The sequence below is a fragment of the Ruegeria sp. BA2 genome (genome assembly GCF_056539605.1).
In genome coordinates, this window is the sequence record NZ_JBQFVE010000001.1 from 355,859 (window position 1) to 371,134 (window position 15,276).

General features: G+C 56.2%; 16 protein-coding genes. 7 read left to right on the top strand and 9 right to left on the bottom strand.

The window, feature by feature from the left end:
* The first annotated feature begins 10 nt into the window (after positions 1–10).
* The 4 genes from ACR0NN_RS01790 to gluQRS all read left to right on the top strand — a co-directional run bounded on the left by ACR0NN_RS01790 (position 11) and on the right by gluQRS (position 3,882).
* Positions 11–796 carry an enoyl-CoA hydratase gene (locus ACR0NN_RS01790; RefSeq protein WP_170719090.1) on the top strand — a complete coding sequence of 262 codons (786 nt, stop codon included), beginning with the start codon at positions 11–13 and terminating at the stop codon, positions 794–796.
* A gap of 250 nt (positions 797–1,046) precedes the next feature.
* On the top strand, positions 1,047–2,387 hold the full coding sequence (gene trmFO, locus ACR0NN_RS01795) for a methylenetetrahydrofolate--tRNA-(uracil(54)-C(5))-methyltransferase (FADH(2)-oxidizing) TrmFO (protein WP_170719092.1): 1,341 nt from the start codon (positions 1,047–1,049) through the stop codon (positions 2,385–2,387).
* A 38-nt stretch (positions 2,388–2,425) separates the two neighbouring features.
* Entirely contained in the window at positions 2,426–3,040 is a 615-nt protein-coding gene (locus tag ACR0NN_RS01800) for a methyltransferase domain-containing protein (RefSeq protein ID WP_170719096.1), read from the top strand.
* Positions 3,037–3,882 (top strand): tRNA glutamyl-Q(34) synthetase GluQRS, encoded by an 846-nt coding sequence (gene gluQRS / locus ACR0NN_RS01805; RefSeq protein WP_170719099.1) that lies wholly within the window; start codon positions 3,037–3,039, stop codon positions 3,880–3,882. The genes ACR0NN_RS01800 and gluQRS overlap by 4 nt, the downstream gene beginning before the upstream one ends.
* Before the next feature lie 19 nt (positions 3,883–3,901).
* Here gluQRS and hisI read toward each other — a convergent pair whose 3' ends face one another.
* Entirely contained in the window at positions 3,902–4,294 is a 393-nt protein-coding gene (hisI, locus tag ACR0NN_RS01810) for a phosphoribosyl-AMP cyclohydrolase (RefSeq protein WP_170719101.1), read from the bottom strand.
* A 48-nt stretch (positions 4,295–4,342) separates the two neighbouring features.
* Between hisI and ACR0NN_RS01815 the strand changes: the two genes are divergently transcribed.
* Positions 4,343–4,795, top strand: coding sequence for an iron-sulfur cluster assembly scaffold protein (locus ACR0NN_RS01815; RefSeq protein ID WP_170719104.1), 453 nt, complete (start codon positions 4,343–4,345; stop codon positions 4,793–4,795).
* Between the two features lie 58 nt (positions 4,796–4,853).
* Positions 4,854–5,492 carry a MarC family protein gene (locus ACR0NN_RS01820; RefSeq protein WP_170719106.1) on the top strand — a complete coding sequence of 213 codons (639 nt, stop codon included), beginning with the start codon at positions 4,854–4,856 and terminating at the stop codon, positions 5,490–5,492.
* Between the two features lie 185 nt (positions 5,493–5,677).
* Here ACR0NN_RS01820 and ACR0NN_RS01825 read toward each other — a convergent pair whose 3' ends face one another.
* The 5 genes from ACR0NN_RS01825 to sciP form a co-directional block, all read right to left on the bottom strand.
* On the bottom strand, positions 5,678–5,800 hold the full coding sequence (locus tag ACR0NN_RS01825) for a hypothetical protein (RefSeq protein ID WP_010440002.1): 123 nt from the start codon (positions 5,798–5,800) through the stop codon (positions 5,678–5,680).
* Positions 5,801–5,910: 110 nt separating this feature from the next.
* The gene (gene recG, locus ACR0NN_RS01830) at positions 5,911–8,001 is read right to left on the bottom strand and encodes an ATP-dependent DNA helicase RecG (RefSeq protein ID WP_480683783.1); all 2,091 of its coding nucleotides are present in this window, start codon (positions 7,999–8,001) and stop codon (positions 5,911–5,913) included.
* Positions 7,998–10,250, bottom strand: coding sequence for an NAD-dependent DNA ligase LigA (gene ligA / locus ACR0NN_RS01835; RefSeq protein WP_170719111.1), 2,253 nt, complete (start codon positions 10,248–10,250; stop codon positions 7,998–8,000). The genes recG and ligA overlap by 4 nt, the downstream gene beginning before the upstream one ends.
* Positions 10,251–10,375: 125 nt before the next feature.
* Positions 10,376–11,092: a response regulator transcription factor CtrA gene (ctrA, locus tag ACR0NN_RS01840; protein WP_170683913.1), complete on the bottom strand. Its 717-nt coding sequence runs from the start codon at positions 11,090–11,092 to the stop codon at positions 10,376–10,378.
* Between the two features lie 85 nt (positions 11,093–11,177).
* Complete coding sequence (sciP, locus tag ACR0NN_RS01845) at positions 11,178–11,471, bottom strand: CtrA inhibitor SciP (RefSeq protein WP_170393125.1); 294 nt, start codon at positions 11,469–11,471, stop codon at positions 11,178–11,180.
* A 130-nt stretch (positions 11,472–11,601) separates the two neighbouring features.
* On the opposite strand from sciP, the gene mnmA reads away from it, so the two are divergent.
* Positions 11,602–12,747: a tRNA 2-thiouridine(34) synthase MnmA gene (gene mnmA / locus ACR0NN_RS01850; RefSeq protein ID WP_170719114.1), complete on the top strand. Its 1,146-nt coding sequence runs from the start codon at positions 11,602–11,604 to the stop codon at positions 12,745–12,747.
* Here the strand turns inward: mnmA and ACR0NN_RS01855 are convergent.
* The 3 genes from ACR0NN_RS01855 to ACR0NN_RS01865 are packed head-to-tail and all read right to left on the bottom strand — an operon-like array spanning position 12,744 to position 15,276.
* Positions 12,744–13,325: a cadmium resistance transporter gene (locus tag ACR0NN_RS01855; protein WP_170719116.1), complete on the bottom strand. Its 582-nt coding sequence runs from the start codon at positions 13,323–13,325 to the stop codon at positions 12,744–12,746. The two genes, mnmA and ACR0NN_RS01855, sit on opposite strands and share 4 nt — an antisense overlap.
* On the bottom strand, positions 13,325–14,482 hold the full coding sequence (gene lpxB / locus ACR0NN_RS01860; RefSeq protein ID WP_170719120.1) for a lipid-A-disaccharide synthase: 1,158 nt from the start codon (positions 14,480–14,482) through the stop codon (positions 13,325–13,327). Before lpxB ends, ACR0NN_RS01855 begins: the two co-directional genes overlap by 1 nt.
* Positions 14,482–15,276: a UDP-2,3-diacylglucosamine diphosphatase LpxI domain-containing protein gene (locus ACR0NN_RS01865; protein ID WP_170719123.1), complete on the bottom strand. Its 795-nt coding sequence runs from the start codon at positions 15,274–15,276 to the stop codon at positions 14,482–14,484. Before ACR0NN_RS01865 ends, lpxB begins: the two co-directional genes overlap by 1 nt.

The following is a 15,276-nucleotide window of genomic DNA, read 5'->3' on the forward strand; positions in this document are numbered from 1 at the left end:
GGAGGGCAAGATGGCAATTCTGGAACGTAACGACACTGGTGCGGTTGCACGGCTTAAGATGAACGCGCCCGAGCGGCTGAACGCGCTGAGCGACGAGATGCTGGCAGCGCTGCAGACTGAATTTGATGCGTTGCGAGAAGATAAGTCGATTCGTGTTGTTGTTCTTTCCGGTGCTGGCAAAGCGTTCTGTGCAGGGCACGATCTGAAGCAGATGACCCAAGGACGACAGGCACCGGATGGTGGTCTGTCCTATTTTCAGGATCTGTTCGATCGCTGTGCAAAGATGATGATGTCCATCCAGTCCCTGCCCCAGCCCGTGATCGCCCAAACGCACGGAATCGCCACCGCTGCAGGCTGTCAGCTAGTCGCAACCTGCGATTTGGCGGTCGCCGCCAAAGGAACGCGATTTGGTGTAAACGGGGTCAATATCGGCCTGTTCTGTTCGACTCCAATGGTAGCGCTCAGCCGGAATATTCCTCGAAAACAAGCATTTGAGATGCTGACGACCGGTGACTTTATCTCGGCCGAACGTGCGGTTGAGCTGGGTTTGGTCAATCGTGTGGTCCCTGAAGCCTTGCTTGAGGGCGAAACCAATGCGTTGGCCGAGAAACTGGCGACCAAATTAAGTAGCGCTGTAAAAATCGGTAAAACCGCATTCTATCAACAGGTTACAATGCCAACTGAACAGGCGTACGCCTATACTGCCGAGGTAATGGCACAGAATATGATGGACCGGGATACCGAGGAAGGCATAAGCGCCTTTATCGAAAAACGACCACCCAATTGGCGTCAGTGACGCAATTATTTCATACATTTTTCTTTACTGTTCGCATTTTTGCACTTTTCAAAAGGGCGACACTGTGGCAATGCTGGGACAAGGCTAAGGCCTGAATATGCTTTTGGGTCGCCGTGGGCGGAAGGTCCCTCCAGCTGGTTTCTCTCACCGGCGCAGACATTCCCGCAGCGGCGACCCCAAGACTTCTTCCAAGAAAATTGACCCGATCTGCGCATTGCGCATGACGTTGCCGTGCCCTATTTGGCAGCGCATGACAGACAGATTGCATATCGTGGGCGGCGGCATGGCCGGGTCCGAGGCCGCCTGGCAGGCGGCGGAAATGGGCGTGGATGTTGTGATCCACGAAATGCGGCCACAGGTGGGCACCTTTGCGCACCAGACCGGCAATCTGGCCGAGATGGTGTGTTCGAATTCGTTCCGATCAGACGACGACGAACAAAACGCCGTAGGGCTGCTCCATTGGGAGATGCGGGCAGCAAACGGGTTGATCATGACCACCGCCGATACCCATCGTTTGCCGGCTGGCGGTGCGCTGGCGGTAGACCGTGATCCGTTTGCTGAAACCGTGACCGCCAAGCTAAAGGCCCATCCGCGCATATCGGTCACTGGGGAAGAAGTCACCTCCCTGCCCCAGGATGGCCAATGGATCTTTGCAACAGGCCCTCTGACATCACCCGCATTAGGTGAAGCAATTCGTTCTGAGACAGGGGCCGAAGCACTGGCCTTCTTCGATGCCATCGCTCCGATCGTCTATGCCGACAGCATTGATATGAGCCAGGCCTGGATGCAGTCACGCTATGACAAGGGCGAGACCGAGGAAGAGCGAACTGCCTACCTCAACTGCCCAATGGACCGTGATCAGTACGAAGCATTCATTGATGCGCTACTCGCTGCGGACAAGACCGAGTTTCATGAAGGCGAAACCGCAGGTTACTTCGATGGCTGCCTGCCGATCGAGGTTATGGCCGAACGTGGTCGCGAGACCCTGCGCCATGGCCCGATGAAACCGGTTGGTCTGACCAATCCGCATGCACCGGAGGTAAAACCTTACGCGGTGGTTCAATTGCGGCGCGATAATGCTTTGGGTACTTTGTTCAACATCGTCGGGTTCCAGACCAAGATGAAATACGGTGCCCAGACCGATGTGTTTCGGATGATACCGGGATTAGAAAGCGCCAGCTTCGCGCGGTTGGGTGGTATTCACCGTAACACTTTCATCAATTCTCCGACCCTGCTGGATGCGCAGATGCGGCTTAAGTCTCAGCCAAACATTCGGTTTGCAGGTCAGATCACTGGCGTCGAAGGTTATGTAGAAAGCGCCGCGATGGGCCTGTTGGCTGGTCGATTGGCCGCTGCCGAGATTCTGGGCCGTACGCTGCCTGAAGTTCCGCAAGACAGTGCGATGGGCGCTTTGATCCACCACATCACGGGCGGCGCCGAGGCAAAAACCTTCCAGCCGATGAACGTGAACTTCGGACTGTTCCGACCGGTCGATGGCCTGAAAGGTGGTCGCCGGGGCCGTAAAGACCGCTACAAGGCCTATACGGATCGGGCGAAATCTGAGTGGAGCGGCTGGCTCAAGCAGTGTTGACTGGACGCCACCCCCGGCCAGCGCCTAACATATGAGGCATGAGCGATAAGTTTCTGAAAGACACTTACAATCTGAACTCTGCCCAAGAAACGCGTGATCACTATCAGAGATGGGCGGCCTCCTACGATGAAGAAGTTGGGGAACACGGCTATGTCACCCCGGATCGCGTCGCTGCAGCGCTGAGGTCCTATGTCACCGATTTGGACCTACCCGTACTGGACTTTGGGTGCGGCACCGGGTTGTCCGGCGTCGCGCTACAAAAGGCAGGTTTTCGTGTGATTGACGGGATGGACCCGACACCAAAGATGCTGAAAGGCGCTGCCGCCAAGGGAGTGTATCGCAACCTGATCAGCATCGAAGTCACCGATCCGAACCCCATACATGCCGGCGCTTACACTGCGATCACATCCACTGGCGTCATCGGCGTTGGCGCTGCGCCGCCTGAAACCTTCGATCTACTGATGAACGCTCTGCCAAGCGGCGGCTATCTGGCCCTTTCGTTCAATGATCACGCCTTGGCTGACAGCGCATATACCGGGCGGTTGAACGATTGGCTGGACATGGGGCATGCGCGCCTGTTATTTCGCGAATACGGACCACATTTGCCCGGAATGGACATGAAATCTGACGTTTACGTTGTTGAAAAGTCGTGACATTCAAAACGCGCTTTGCTCCATCCCCGACAGGTCCGCTGCATCTGGGACATGCTTATTCTACGTTGCTGGCCTATGATCTGGCACAGGCCGCAGGCGGAGCATTCCTTCTGCGGATCGAAGACATTGACCAGTCTCGGTCGCGTCCTCATTGGGAGGCTCAGATCTACGAGGATCTGACGTGGCTTGGGTTGAACTGGCCCCAACCGGTAATGCGCCAGTCTGATCGATTGGCCCGATATCGTGAGGCGCTAGCGGCGCTGATCGGAATGGGGTTGGTCTATCCTTGCAAATGCAAGCGTACAGATATTGAGGCCGCCGCCGGGGCGCCGCAGGAAGGTGTGCCCCAGTTTGGACCCGATGGACGCATCTATCCGGGCACCTGCCGCAATCGCTCTGTTTCAGATGCAGGTGCCGAAGATGTTCTGCGTCTTGACATGAAAAAAGCCATAGAAGCGTCTGAACTTTTGAAATTTACTGAAACCGGTGCAAAATATTCCGGCACGCATGCGTTGAATGCCAACAACCTTCTGACTGCAGTCGGCGACATAATCCTTGTTCGGCGCAATATGGGCAGTTCATACCACTTGTCCGTAGTTGTCGACGATGCGGATCAAAACATCACTCATGTGGTCCGAGGCGAAGACCTGTTCAGTGCAACCCAGATTCATGTGCTGCTACAGGGCCTGCTCGGGTTGCCGACACCGGTTTATCATCATCACCGCCTGATCCGGGATGAAAGCGGCAAACGGCTTGCCAAACGAGATGACGCGCGCGCCATCTCGCTCTATCGCGAACAGGGGGCATCGCCTGCTGAAATCAGGGCGATGGTAGACCTGTGATCTGTCCACCGTCAGAGATCTAGTGCTCCATCGGCTTCATAAGCTCGACTTCTATTCCATCCCGAACAGCGGTGTAGAAACAGCTCTGTCGATTGGTATGGCACGCTGGTCCGGTCTGGTTCACTACAACCAGCAGGCAATCCCGGTCACAATCGATCCGAAAATCCACCAGGGCCTGCACGTGGCCCGAGCTTTCGCCTTTGACCCAAAACGCCTGCCGTGATCGCGACCAATAGGTAACGCGCCCGGTTTCCAAAGTGCGCTCGATCGATGCGGCATTCATCCAAGCCATCATCAACACTTCACCCGAGTGTTCGTCTTGTGCGATAGCCGGGATCAATCCGGCCTCGTTAAACTTCAGTGTCGATGGATCGAACAAGACCGTGTCAGCCATTGCAAAAACCTTTTGCATCCCAGAATCTCGCTATTATGTATGGGGAATAGAAAACGAGGGAAAGCCATGAGCGGCGAAACCGATCTGATTAAGCTCTATTCCGGACGCATACTGGCGCTGGCTGCGGATATTCCACATCTCGAGCGCTTGGAAAACCCCGATGCGACTGTGAAAAAACGGGCACCCTTGTGTGGATCTACCGTGACTGTCGACGTCAAACTCGAAGACGGTCGGATCACGGGTTTTGGACAGGACGTCAAGGCCTGCGCATTGGGTCAAGCCGCGGCATCGGTCGTCGGCAGTTCGGTGATCGGAGCGACGCGGGCTCAGGTCGAAACCGCGCGCGATCAGCTTTCGGCGATGTTGAAAAAAGATGGCCCTGCACCAGATGCGCCTTTTAACGGCCTCGAAGTTCTTGTGCCGGCGCGGGACTATAAGAATCGCCACGCGTCGATCCTATTGGCGTTGGACGCAACTGCTGAGGCGATGGAACAGGCAGAACAGGCCAATTGCGCCTGACCGTGGTGTTCTCATACAAACCCGTATAGGGTGCCCCAACCGGTTTTGGGGGGCTAACGTGAACAATTTGCTGGAACATTTCGTGACGCTTTGGGTCGTGATCGATCCGATCGGCACCATTCCCGTGTTTATCGCTGTCACCGCTGGGATCGCTGCAGGCGCGCGACGTAAAACCGCCCTTTTGGCTGCATTGGTCAGCGCAGGCATTCTGATGTTCTTCCTGTTGTTCGGGCAACTCGTGATCGAAGCCTTGGATATCGGCCTGAATTCGTTCCAGGTGGCGGGCGGGATCATCCTGTTCCTGTTTGCTTTGACCATGATCTTCGGCGAGAGCAAACAAGTGATCGAGCAACGCCAGGCTGAAGAAGACCTGGATGATAAAATGCACAAGACCAATCCAGCCATTTTTCCTTTGGCCGTTCCTTCGCTGGCGTCACCCGGTGCAATGCTGGCGATTGTGGTTCTGACTGACAACAACCGCTATAGTTTTGCCGATCAGAGTATTACGGCGCTGGTAATGCTGGCCGTAATTGCCATTGCATTTGTTCTGATGTTGTTGGCCGAGCCGATCATTCGTTTGATCGGGCATTCCGGTGCAGCAATCATTAGCCGCGTGATGGGAATGATCCTGGCATCCGTCGCGGTGAATTCAGTGCTGTCTGCGACGATTGAGATTATAAAAACCGGTGAGTTATAAAAAGAACCGCCGCACCTTCCGGGCGGAAAGGGCGGCGGCAAGTCATGCGTTTCTCATGTAGGGTCCGGATTACCGCACGGGGCCGAGGCAGGCCCCTTCAAGGGAATTGGGACAGGCAGGTCACCCTTGATCATGACGGGGAGACAAGCGCGGTGTGATCGGCACGAGATCGCAGGCAGAAAGGCTTAGAACCCGCTTGGCAGGTGAAGGGCAACCACCAGCATTACGACCAGTGAAACCGCGCCCGCTGCATCTTGCAAAATTGTAGATTGCGAACGGGTAAAGGCAGTTTTGATCTGGCTCAGCATGGTCTCACCTCCGGACGGGATTAATCCTTTGTTGACCTTTTGTTCTCATATTTTAATGAGTCGGTAAAGAACTTTTTAAGAACATTTGTGAACTTTGTGGGATTGCCAGCCTAACCCACTGATATCAAACGGATCGCCTGATCCTGCTTCATCAGCCACAAAAGAACACGCGCGGCCTGCCCCCGATCCGAGGTCAGTTGGGGGTCAGATGCCAACAGTGCGCGCGCATCTGATTGCGCCACGGCCATTAGCCCGGCCTGCCTTTCGAGATCGGCGATCCGGAATTTTGGCAGGCCAGATTGCGCGGTTCCGATCAAATCTCCCGCGCCGCGCATCTGCAAGTCTGTCTCTGCGATACGGAACCCATCTTCGGTCTCACGCAGAACTTCCAGCCGTTTACGCCCGCCTTCGCTGAGCGGAGGCTGATACATCAGCAAACAGGTCGAGGCGTCTTCGCCTCGTCCGACACGGCCCCGTAGCTGGTGTAATTGCGCCAGTCCGAAGATCTCGGCCCGTTCAATCACCATAATCGTGGCGTTCGGGACATTGACGCCAACCTCGATGACGGTAGTTGCAACCAGCACTTTAGTCTGACCGCTTTGGAAGGCTGCCATGGCTGCATCTTTCTCGGCGGGCGGCATCTGACCATGCACCAGACCCACCACATCATCCCCTAAGATCGCGCGCAGCCGTTTGAACCGTTCCTCAGCTGCAGTCAGGTCCGAAACTTCGGACTCGTCCACCAAGGGGCACACCCAATAGCATTGCTTACCCGCATCAATCGCGCCGCGCAGATGGGCGACAACTTCATCCATACGCTGAGTGCTGACAATCGCGGTCTTGATCGATTTTCGTCCCGGAGGTTTCTCATCCAGAACAGAGACGTCCATGTCACCGTATTGAGCCAAGGCAAGGCTGCGCGGTATCGGCGTAGCGGTCATGACCAATACGTCTGCGCGCTGGCCTTTTTCGGACAGCTCCATACGCTGGCGGACGCCAAAACGATGCTGTTCATCAACAATGGCAAGCCTTAAGGCTTTGAATTCAACATCCTCTTGAAACACCGCGTGGGTGCCGACCAAAATCTGAATATTCCCCAGCTTCAGAGCCGCCAATTTTGCGCGGCGCTCGGCCCCTTTGTCGCGCCCGGTCAAGATTTCCAGAACGACTCCGGCCTCTTCCGCCAGTGGGCGCAGCCCTTCAAGATGCTGCCGCGCAAGGATTTCGGTCGGGGCCATCATCACCCCCTGCCCGCCTCCTTCGACCGCAACCAACAGCGCCATGAAAGCGACCAGAGTTTTCCCGGCCCCTACATCGCCCTGCAGTAACCTGTTCATTCGCGTCTCCGACGCCATATCCGCCGAGATTTCTTCAATTGCGCGTGTCTGTGCGCCAGTTGGTCGGTATGGCAGACTGGCCAGCACCTTGGATTGCAGCGCTCCAGTGCCGAGGCTGACAATCCCGCGCGCCTTACGCTCACGCTGCCGTGCAAGGGCCAAGGTCAATTGATGGGCAAACAACTCATCATAGGCCAATCGCTCACGTGCAGGCACAAAAGGAGCAACGTCGTCCGCACCCCTCGGGTGATGCGCTGCACGCATGGCTGACGCCCAGTCCGGCCAGTTCTGCTGTGCGACCTGAGCAGGGTCTGCCCACTCGGCCAGATCGGGCACCCGCGCCAGTGCACTTTGCGCGGCTTTATAGGCTGTTTTCTGCGTCACGCCTTGGGTCAGATGATAAACCGGCTCGAACTCAGGCAGATCACCCGCATTTTCGGGCGCAACCACATGATCGGGGTGAACCATCTGGGCCATGCCATCGAACAGCTCAAGCTTTCCTGACACAACACGGCGCGCGCCCTGTGGCAGCAACTTTTTCAGGTAATCCCCCCGGGCATGAAAAAACACCAGCTGAAAATCTGCCTGGCTGTCTTCTACATGGATACGATACGCGCCTCCTTTGTTTCGAGGCGGTCGATGCGTCCCTATCGTGACCTCAACTGTTAAAGTCGTTGGAAGGTTGGCGCCCTGTATCGTATCGCGTCGCCGCCGATCAATAACCGCATAGGGCAGCGAAAACAATACATCACGCGGCGACTCGATCCCCAACTGGCCCAAAAGCTGCGCTGTTTTCGGCCCCACACCATCCAGTGTTTCAAGCCCTGCGAAGAGCGGAAAGAGTTGCTCGGGCCTGCCGCTCATAGATCGCCGATCAGTTGAAGCCAGCCGTCTTCGTCCAAGGTTTCGATACCCAGATCAGCGGCTTTCTTAGCCTTAGACCCAGCGCCCGGGCCCGCCACCAGCAAATCAGTTTTCTGACTGACCGAGCCGGACACCTTGGCCCCCAAGGCTTCGGCGCGGGCCTTGGCCTCGGCACGCGTCATCTTTTCCAGCGTTCCGGTGAACACGACCGTTTTCCCGGCAACCGGACTGTCCGAAGCGGGCGCATCCGGAGGAACAATTGTCAGGTGCTTTCGCAGCTCATCAAATGCCGCACGCTCGTCTGGGTTCGCAAACGCGTCAGAGAGCGAAAGGCCCAGTGTGGCCCCTATACCGTCAATTCCAATCAGATCGCTCCACGCGCCTGCGGCGTTTGTCGGGACAATCAGATTGGCCAGCGCTGCGTCCCGAGCTTCTTTGACCCGAGCGCGTCGACCTTCCTCGGCGGCGACGATTCTCTCAGCATCTTCCGCCTGATCGGCGGCGCGCTGCGCAAGGGCGGCCGGTCGCGCCGCGTCGATCGATGCGGCCATCACATCCCAATCTCGGAAGAACAGTGCCAGATCACGCGCACCAACTTCACCCACATGGCGTATCCCGAGCGCGAACAACAGACGGGCAAAGGGGATGGTGCGCTTGTCATCGATCGCTGCGAACAAGTTACTGGCCGATGTCTCTCCCCAGCCGTCGCGATTCTTCAACCGAGCAAGATTTCCGGCATCACGGCTCTGCAACGTGAAGATGTCGGCTGGCGTGTTGATCGGCAGATCAGGGTCGCCATAAAACATCTCAATCTGTTTCGCGCCGAGCCCTTCGATATCGAACGCTTTGCGCGAAACAAAATGTTTTAGTTTTTCAACAGCCTGTGCGGGGCAAATCAAGCCCCCAGTGCAGCGGCGGACCGCATCACCCTCTTCCCGGATTGCTTCGCTACCGCATTCCGGGCATTTCGTCGGGAAAACATAGGGCTGCGCATCATCGGGTCGTTTCGTCAGATCGACATCCGCAACCTTTGGGATGACGTCACCTGCACGATAGACCTGAACCCAATCGCCGACGCGAATATCCTTGCCAGCGCGAATTGTCCCGCCTTTTGCGTCCCGTCCTGCAATGTAGTCTTCGTTATGCAAGGTTGCGTTTGATACGACCACCCCGCCCACGGTCACCGGATGCAGACGCGCAACCGGGCTGAGCGCTCCGGTCCGGCCGACCTGAATGTCGATCGCTTCAAGCCGGGTCCAGGCAAGCTCGGCAGGAAACTTATGCGCGATCGCCCAACGCGGCGTCGTTGAACGAAAGCCAAGGCGGGCCTGTAGAGCGAGGTTATCAACTTTGTAAACAACCCCGTCGATGTCATAGCCCAAGGTCGCGCGCTGAGCTTCGATCTGGCGGTAATGATCCAGCATTTCTTCGGTTGTCGCACACCGCTGCGTCAGCGCATTGACTTGAAAATCGAACGCTTTGAGCCGCTCAATCGCGCCCATCTGTGTCTCAGCCAAAGGTTCAGATAGCTCTCCCCAAGCATATGCAAAGAACTTCAGCGGCCGCGACCGCGTTATTTCAGAATCCAGTTGGCGGAGTGAGCCAGCGGCCGCGTTTCTTGGATTTGCAAAGGTTTTCCCACCAGTTTCGGCCTGCCGCGAATTCAATGCGTCAAAATCGTCATGAGACATATAGACCTCACCACGCACTTCAAGAACGTCTGGTGCGCCTTTGATTTGGTGCGGAATATTCGTAACTGTTCGTGCGTTTGCCGTTACATTCTCACCGGTTTCGCCGTCCCCGCGAGTCGCGGCCTGAACCAGTTCACCCTGTTCATATCTCAAAGAGAGCGACAGGCCATCGATCTTCGGTTCAGCTGTGTAGGCAAGTGGTGCTTCGTCCCCCAGCCCCAGATATTTACGAATCGAGCGGTCGAAATCAGTAACATCCGAGTCATCGAAGGCATTTCCAAGTGACATCATACGCACCGCATGAGCCACCTTTGCAAACCCGTCTGATACTCGCGCGCCAACTTGTTCAGAAGGGCTGTCGGAGCGTTTCAGATCCGGAAATCGGGCTTCAATTTCAGCATTGCGACGCTTGAGGGCATCATAGTCTGCATCCGAAATTTCCGGCGCATCTTCAGTGTGATACAGCTGGTTCGCGCGCAGCAATTCCTTGGCTAGCCGGGCCAGCTCGTCCTGCGCTTCATCTTTTGTCAGATCTGCGATTGCAGTGGTATCGCTCATGGCCCCGCCCCGTCACGTCGTCTTGAAACCCAGTGATAGGACGAGGCCATGGTCAGGTCCAGTGTTGTGCTGCGACGCGAGTGGAATTACCGCCCCGGACCAACGACGGCAGCTGTCAGATTTGGTTAAGCACCCACAGCAATGCGGGTTTCACCCATGTTGTTCGCTTGAGGATCCCGCAGGACATATCCACGGCCCCAAACCGTCTCGATGTAATTCTCACCGCCGGTCGCATTGCTGAGTTTCTTGCGCAACTTACAAATAAAGACGTCAATAATTTTCAGTTCCGGTTCATCCATGCCGCCGTATAGATGGTTCAGGAACATTTCTTTAGTCAGTGTCGTGCCTTTCCGCAGGCTTAAAAGTTCCAGCATCTGATATTCCTTGCCGGTCAGGTGAACGGTCTTCCCATTCACCTCAACCGTTTTGGCATCCAGATTGACGGCCACCTGGCCAGTATGGATCACAGATTGAGAATGCCCTTTAGAGCGGCGGATAATGGCGTGAATGCGCGCCACCAACTCTTCTCGATGGAAGGGTTTGGTCAGATAATCATCCGCGCCAAATCCAAAGCCTTTGATCTTGCTTTCGGTATCATCCGCGCCGGACAAGATCAGGATCGGTGTCTCGACCCGTGCGATCCGCAGTTGGCGCAGTACCTCATGTCCGTTCATATCTGGCAGATTCAAGTCCAGAAGAATGAGATCGTAATCATAGAGCTTGGCCAGATCGATACCTTCTTCGCCAAGGTCCGTCGCATACACGTTGAGATTGGCGTGTGTCAGCATCAGTTCGATGCTTTTGGACGTGGTCGGATCATCCTCGACAAGAAGTATGCGCATTTCTTACTGCTCCAATTTAGGTCAAATTCTTCAACTGATTTGAGCCTGAATAAAAAAGGTTAATCTGGCGTTACCGTTGAATCATTTATTCACTCTCTCCCTTAAGTTGTCGATATTTTTTTAAGGCCGTCACCTTCAAAGCGTCGATACCGTGTTCGGCGACCGCTGAAACCCACGAATTGAATTCTTCGTCGCTGATGCCATAGCGCTTTTTGGCTTCTGACAGAGAAATCAGCCCGTACAGCACACCACGAACGACGATGACTTTCCGCGAGGCCACCCATCGCCGCGTATCCGCAGGAGGTAAATCGGCGCGTGTCAGCACGCTCCCGTCCGGCAGGGTGACCGACCTTGGACCTTCCACTTTGTGCAAATACATCTTTCATACCCTCTACTGCTGCGACAAAGCTGCATCCAGTCTACTTAAAAGGGTGTGAAGCCGCCCCTTGAGAGTGTGTAGAATTTTCTTATATTCTGCCGGTCTTCTGTAACCCGGACTGGAACCGCCCATGGCCCTCGATACCGAGACCCCGCTGAACTCGCTTGGTTTTGCCAAACCACCTTCGGAAACGCGGGTGGTTGTGGCCATGTCGGGCGGCGTCGACAGTTCGGTTGTGGCGGCTTATCTGGCCGATCAGGGCTACGATGTCGTCGGCGTGACGCTGCAGCTGTATGACCACGGAGCCGCATTGGCCAAAAAAGGTGCCTGCTGCGCAGGGATCGACATCCATGATGCGCGCCGTGTGGCCGAAGAGCGCGGGTTTCCGCACTATGTCTTGGACTATGAAAACATATTCAAAGATGCCGTGATCGACGAGTTTGCCGACAGCTATCTGGCTGGCGCGACCCCAGTACCCTGCATCCGCTGTAATGAGCGCGTGAAGTTCAAGGACCTATTGGAGACTGCCAAGGATCTTGAGGCCGATTGCATGGCAACCGGTCATTATATTCAGCGCAAAATGGGCTCAAATGGCCCGGAACTGCACAGTGCTGAGGATGCGAACCGGGATCAATCCTATTTCCTGTTCTCCACCACGCCTGAACAGTTGGATTTCCTGCGCTTTCCGCTGGGTCATCTGCCTTCCAAGGATGCCACGCGCGAGATGGCGGCGCAGTATGGACTTGCCGTTGCAGACAAGCCAGACAGTCAGGACATCTGCTTTGTGCCCAATGGCAACTATGCCAGCGTGATCGAGAAACTGCGTCCTGGCGCGGCCGAGCCGGGTGAGATCGTGCATGCTGATGGCCGCGTGCTGGCGCAGCATGATGGCGTGATCCACTATACCATCGGCCAGCGTCGTGGCCTTGGGATCGGTGGCCTCAGCGATCCACTGTATGTGGTCAAGCTGGACGTTGACAAAAAGCAGGTTGTTGTTGGCCCCAAAGAGATGCTGGCCACAAGAACCGTCCCTGTGCGTGAGATCAACTGGCTTGGCGATGAACCGTTTACGTCGAAAGACGAATGGCATGTTTCGGTCAAGGTCCGCTCGACCCGCCCCCCGCGCGAGGCGATCATTCGTCCCCTGTCAGATACAACAGCCGAAGTTGAGTTACTAACACCCGAAGAAGGCATCTCTCCCGGACAAGCTTGTGTGTTCTACGAAACCGGCGGCAGCCGTATCTTTGGTGGTGGCTGGATCTGGCGTGGCTATTAAATCGCGTCAGTCCACGAATTGCTGAGGATATAGATCCCGGCACAGATCATCACGTAAGGCACCAGCTTCTCAAGCTTCTGCGCAAAACCGCCAGTCATGATCGGAGAGCGTGCGCCCATCAGCCCCAGCATAGTTAGGGTTATCGCTGCAACCAACGCGCCGGTGACGCCCGCAATCCGATAGCTGGGCGCTGAGTCCGCCAACAGCGGTGCAAGAACAGCGAAAGTGTCCATCGATAGGCTGATAAACAGCAGCATCGTTACAAGCGTTGAGGCGCCCGAAGATATTTTCGGGGCCTCTTCGGTCTCAGTCCTTCGGAATTGACGGATAGCTCCGACCAAACCGAGGCCAAGCGGTATCACGCCCAGATATCCGGCCCAATGTGGCACCACATCATCAACGCCCAATGCCAGCAATAAGGCGGCTGCGATGATCAGTATTTGCGCAAGTAAGAATCCTGTAACAGTCCGATGCGGACCGGACACCATCATGAGCGCAACAAGCGCTGCAAGGTTATCAAGGTTGGTCAGAACCTGCGCCATAAAGGCAGAGGCAGCAAAGATCACATGATCCAGCATCACGCGTTCATTCTGTCTATGACGGCTTTTGCCGCGCGCAATCCCGGCGCTTCGCCACCGCGTCCAAGGCGGTTCATCGTGGCTGCCATGGCGTGGCGTTGTGCGTCAGGTGTCGCTGCCACTTGTTCCAATGCCCCAGCAATCTTATCGGGCTGGCAATCGTCCAGCAAACATTCTGGCACAGCGCGAGTGTCTGAGACCAGATTGACCAGAGTCACCGTATCAAGTTTGACCATACGTTTGGCGATCAGCGTGGTGAGCCAATTCAAATTGTAGGCAATCACCATCGGTGTTGCTTGTGCGGCCAGCTCCAAAGACACCGTGCCCGAGGCCGCCAAAGCAAGATCAGCGGCAGCAAACGCCGCCCGTTTCCGCGCCTGAGCGTCGTCCGAAGGCAGCTGTCGCGGATCAACAACCACAGGCCGCCCCGGCCAATTACTTACCAGCTCGGTAACCGTATCAACCATATGCGCGACTGTCGGAACAACCACACGTGCGTCTTTTCGGTCTTTCATGAATTTCCGCAGCGCATCGCCAAATATCGGAACCAGCCGTTCAACTTCACCTCGTCGAGAGCCCGGCAAAGCCAGCACAATTGGGGCATCACCCAGATCATGAGCCAAGCGGAATTGTTGGATGTCTTGGGCCGAGGCTATTGGTTCGTTGACTACCGGATGGCCGACAAAGTCACACTCCATCCCTGCCCGCTCCATGTAAGGCGGCTCAAACGGAAGCAGCGCCAGAACGTGGTCGATTACTTTCGCCATCTTGTCCGCGCGCCCCGGTCTCCAGGCCCAAACGCTGGGCGCCACGTAGTGGACGGTTCGAATATCGCTTGAAGATTTGACCAACTTCGCAACCCTGAGCGAGAAATCCGGGCTGTCGATCGTGATAAGCACATCGGGTTGCTTATCCAGAACCGCCTGAGCAGTTTCTGCAATACGGCGTTTCAAATGAAAGTACTTGGGCAGAACCTCGACCAGGCCCATGACGCTAAGTTCCGACATGGGAAACTGACTTGTCAGCCCCTGTGACTGCATCAGCGGCCCACCAACCCCATCAAACTGCACTTCTGGTACCAGAGTTTTAAGCCCTTCCATCAGCGCGGCCCCCAATCGGTCGCCCGAGGGTTCACCAGCGACCAGGAAGACACGCATCAGATCGTACGCTCGCGAACGTAGAGGAACAGACCGAGGCGGTTACACTCATCAATCACGCGGTCGCGCTGCAGGACGATGACACCGCCCTTTTCGATCACAATGCCCGAGAGGCCAGCCGCGACTGCCCCCGCAACTGTATCAGGGCCGATAGTAGGCATATCGGCGCGCCTGTCCTGATCTGGTTTCGGTCCTTTAAACAGGATGCCGCCGCCTGCATCTGGGCGTTGTGTCAAGGATTGCAGCATCCATGCGGTTCCATAGATACCTTCGACCGCCAGCGCTTGGGATTTCAGCACCACACAAGCCTGACCGATATCTGCCGCCCCCATGCTGCGCAGGATTCCCGCGGCACGATCTGCGTCCGCATGATCCGCTTCAGAGGGCTGTGCTTCTGTCAATGCGCCGATTGGCGGCAATAAATCCGGCGCGATCTCATGCGCCGCACGAACCGTCAGGTCGGCATCCTCGAAAATACCAATGACAGCGCGCAATGCGCCGTCGTCCCCCGCCATAATGGCCTTTTGCAGGATTGGCACTAACGGCATCGTCGCTGCATCGATGCGCGCAGGGTTCACGGATGGACGGCGCACGGCCCCAGCCATACAAATCTCGGTTACGCCACGGGCTTTGAGATCAGCAATGAAACTGCCCAGCTGTTCTAGCGGGAACACGACCTCGGTGGTCAGCGTATCCGGCTCAAACCCTTCCAACGCGCAGATCAACGGACGGCTCGGCAAAGCCGCCACTACCTCCTCCGGCAGCGCTCCTGTTCCTGCGATCAGTGCCAACAT

Bases quoted from the DNA above. Each gene is read 5' to 3' on its own strand.
- ACR0NN_RS01825 (WP_010440002.1), bottom strand. From the start codon at position 5,800: ATGCTGAGCCAGATCAAAACTGCCTTTACCCGTTCGCAATCTACAATT.
- sciP (WP_170393125.1), bottom strand. From the start codon at position 11,471: ATGTATTTGCACAAAGTGGAAGGTCCAAGGTCGGTCACCCTGCCGGAC.
- ACR0NN_RS01865 (WP_170719123.1), bottom strand. From the start codon at position 15,276: ATGTTGGCACTGATCGCAGGAACAGGAGCGCTGCCGGAGGAGGTAGTG.
- ligA (WP_170719111.1), bottom strand. From the start codon at position 10,250: ATGAGCGATACCACTGCAATCGCAGATCTGACAAAAGATGAAGCGCAG.
- ACR0NN_RS01815 (WP_170719104.1), top strand. From the start codon at position 4,343: ATGAGCGGCGAAACCGATCTGATTAAGCTCTATTCCGGACGCATACTG.
- ACR0NN_RS01790 (WP_170719090.1), top strand. From the start codon at position 11: ATGGCAATTCTGGAACGTAACGACACTGGTGCGGTTGCACGGCTTAAG.
- hisI (WP_170719101.1), bottom strand. From the start codon at position 4,294: ATGCAAAAGGTTTTTGCAATGGCTGACACGGTCTTGTTCGATCCATCG.
- ACR0NN_RS01800 (WP_170719096.1), top strand. From the start codon at position 2,426: ATGAGCGATAAGTTTCTGAAAGACACTTACAATCTGAACTCTGCCCAA.
- mnmA (WP_170719114.1), top strand. From the start codon at position 11,602: ATGGCCCTCGATACCGAGACCCCGCTGAACTCGCTTGGTTTTGCCAAA.
- ctrA (WP_170683913.1), bottom strand. From the start codon at position 11,092: ATGCGCATACTTCTTGTCGAGGATGATCCGACCACGTCCAAAAGCATC.
- lpxB (WP_170719120.1), bottom strand. From the start codon at position 14,482: ATGCGTGTCTTCCTGGTCGCTGGTGAACCCTCGGGCGACCGATTGGGG.
- trmFO (WP_170719092.1), top strand. From the start codon at position 1,047: ATGACAGACAGATTGCATATCGTGGGCGGCGGCATGGCCGGGTCCGAG.
- recG (WP_480683783.1), bottom strand. From the start codon at position 8,001: ATGAGCGGCAGGCCCGAGCAACTCTTTCCGCTCTTCGCAGGGCTTGAA.
- ACR0NN_RS01855 (WP_170719116.1), bottom strand. From the start codon at position 13,325: ATGCTGGATCATGTGATCTTTGCTGCCTCTGCCTTTATGGCGCAGGTT.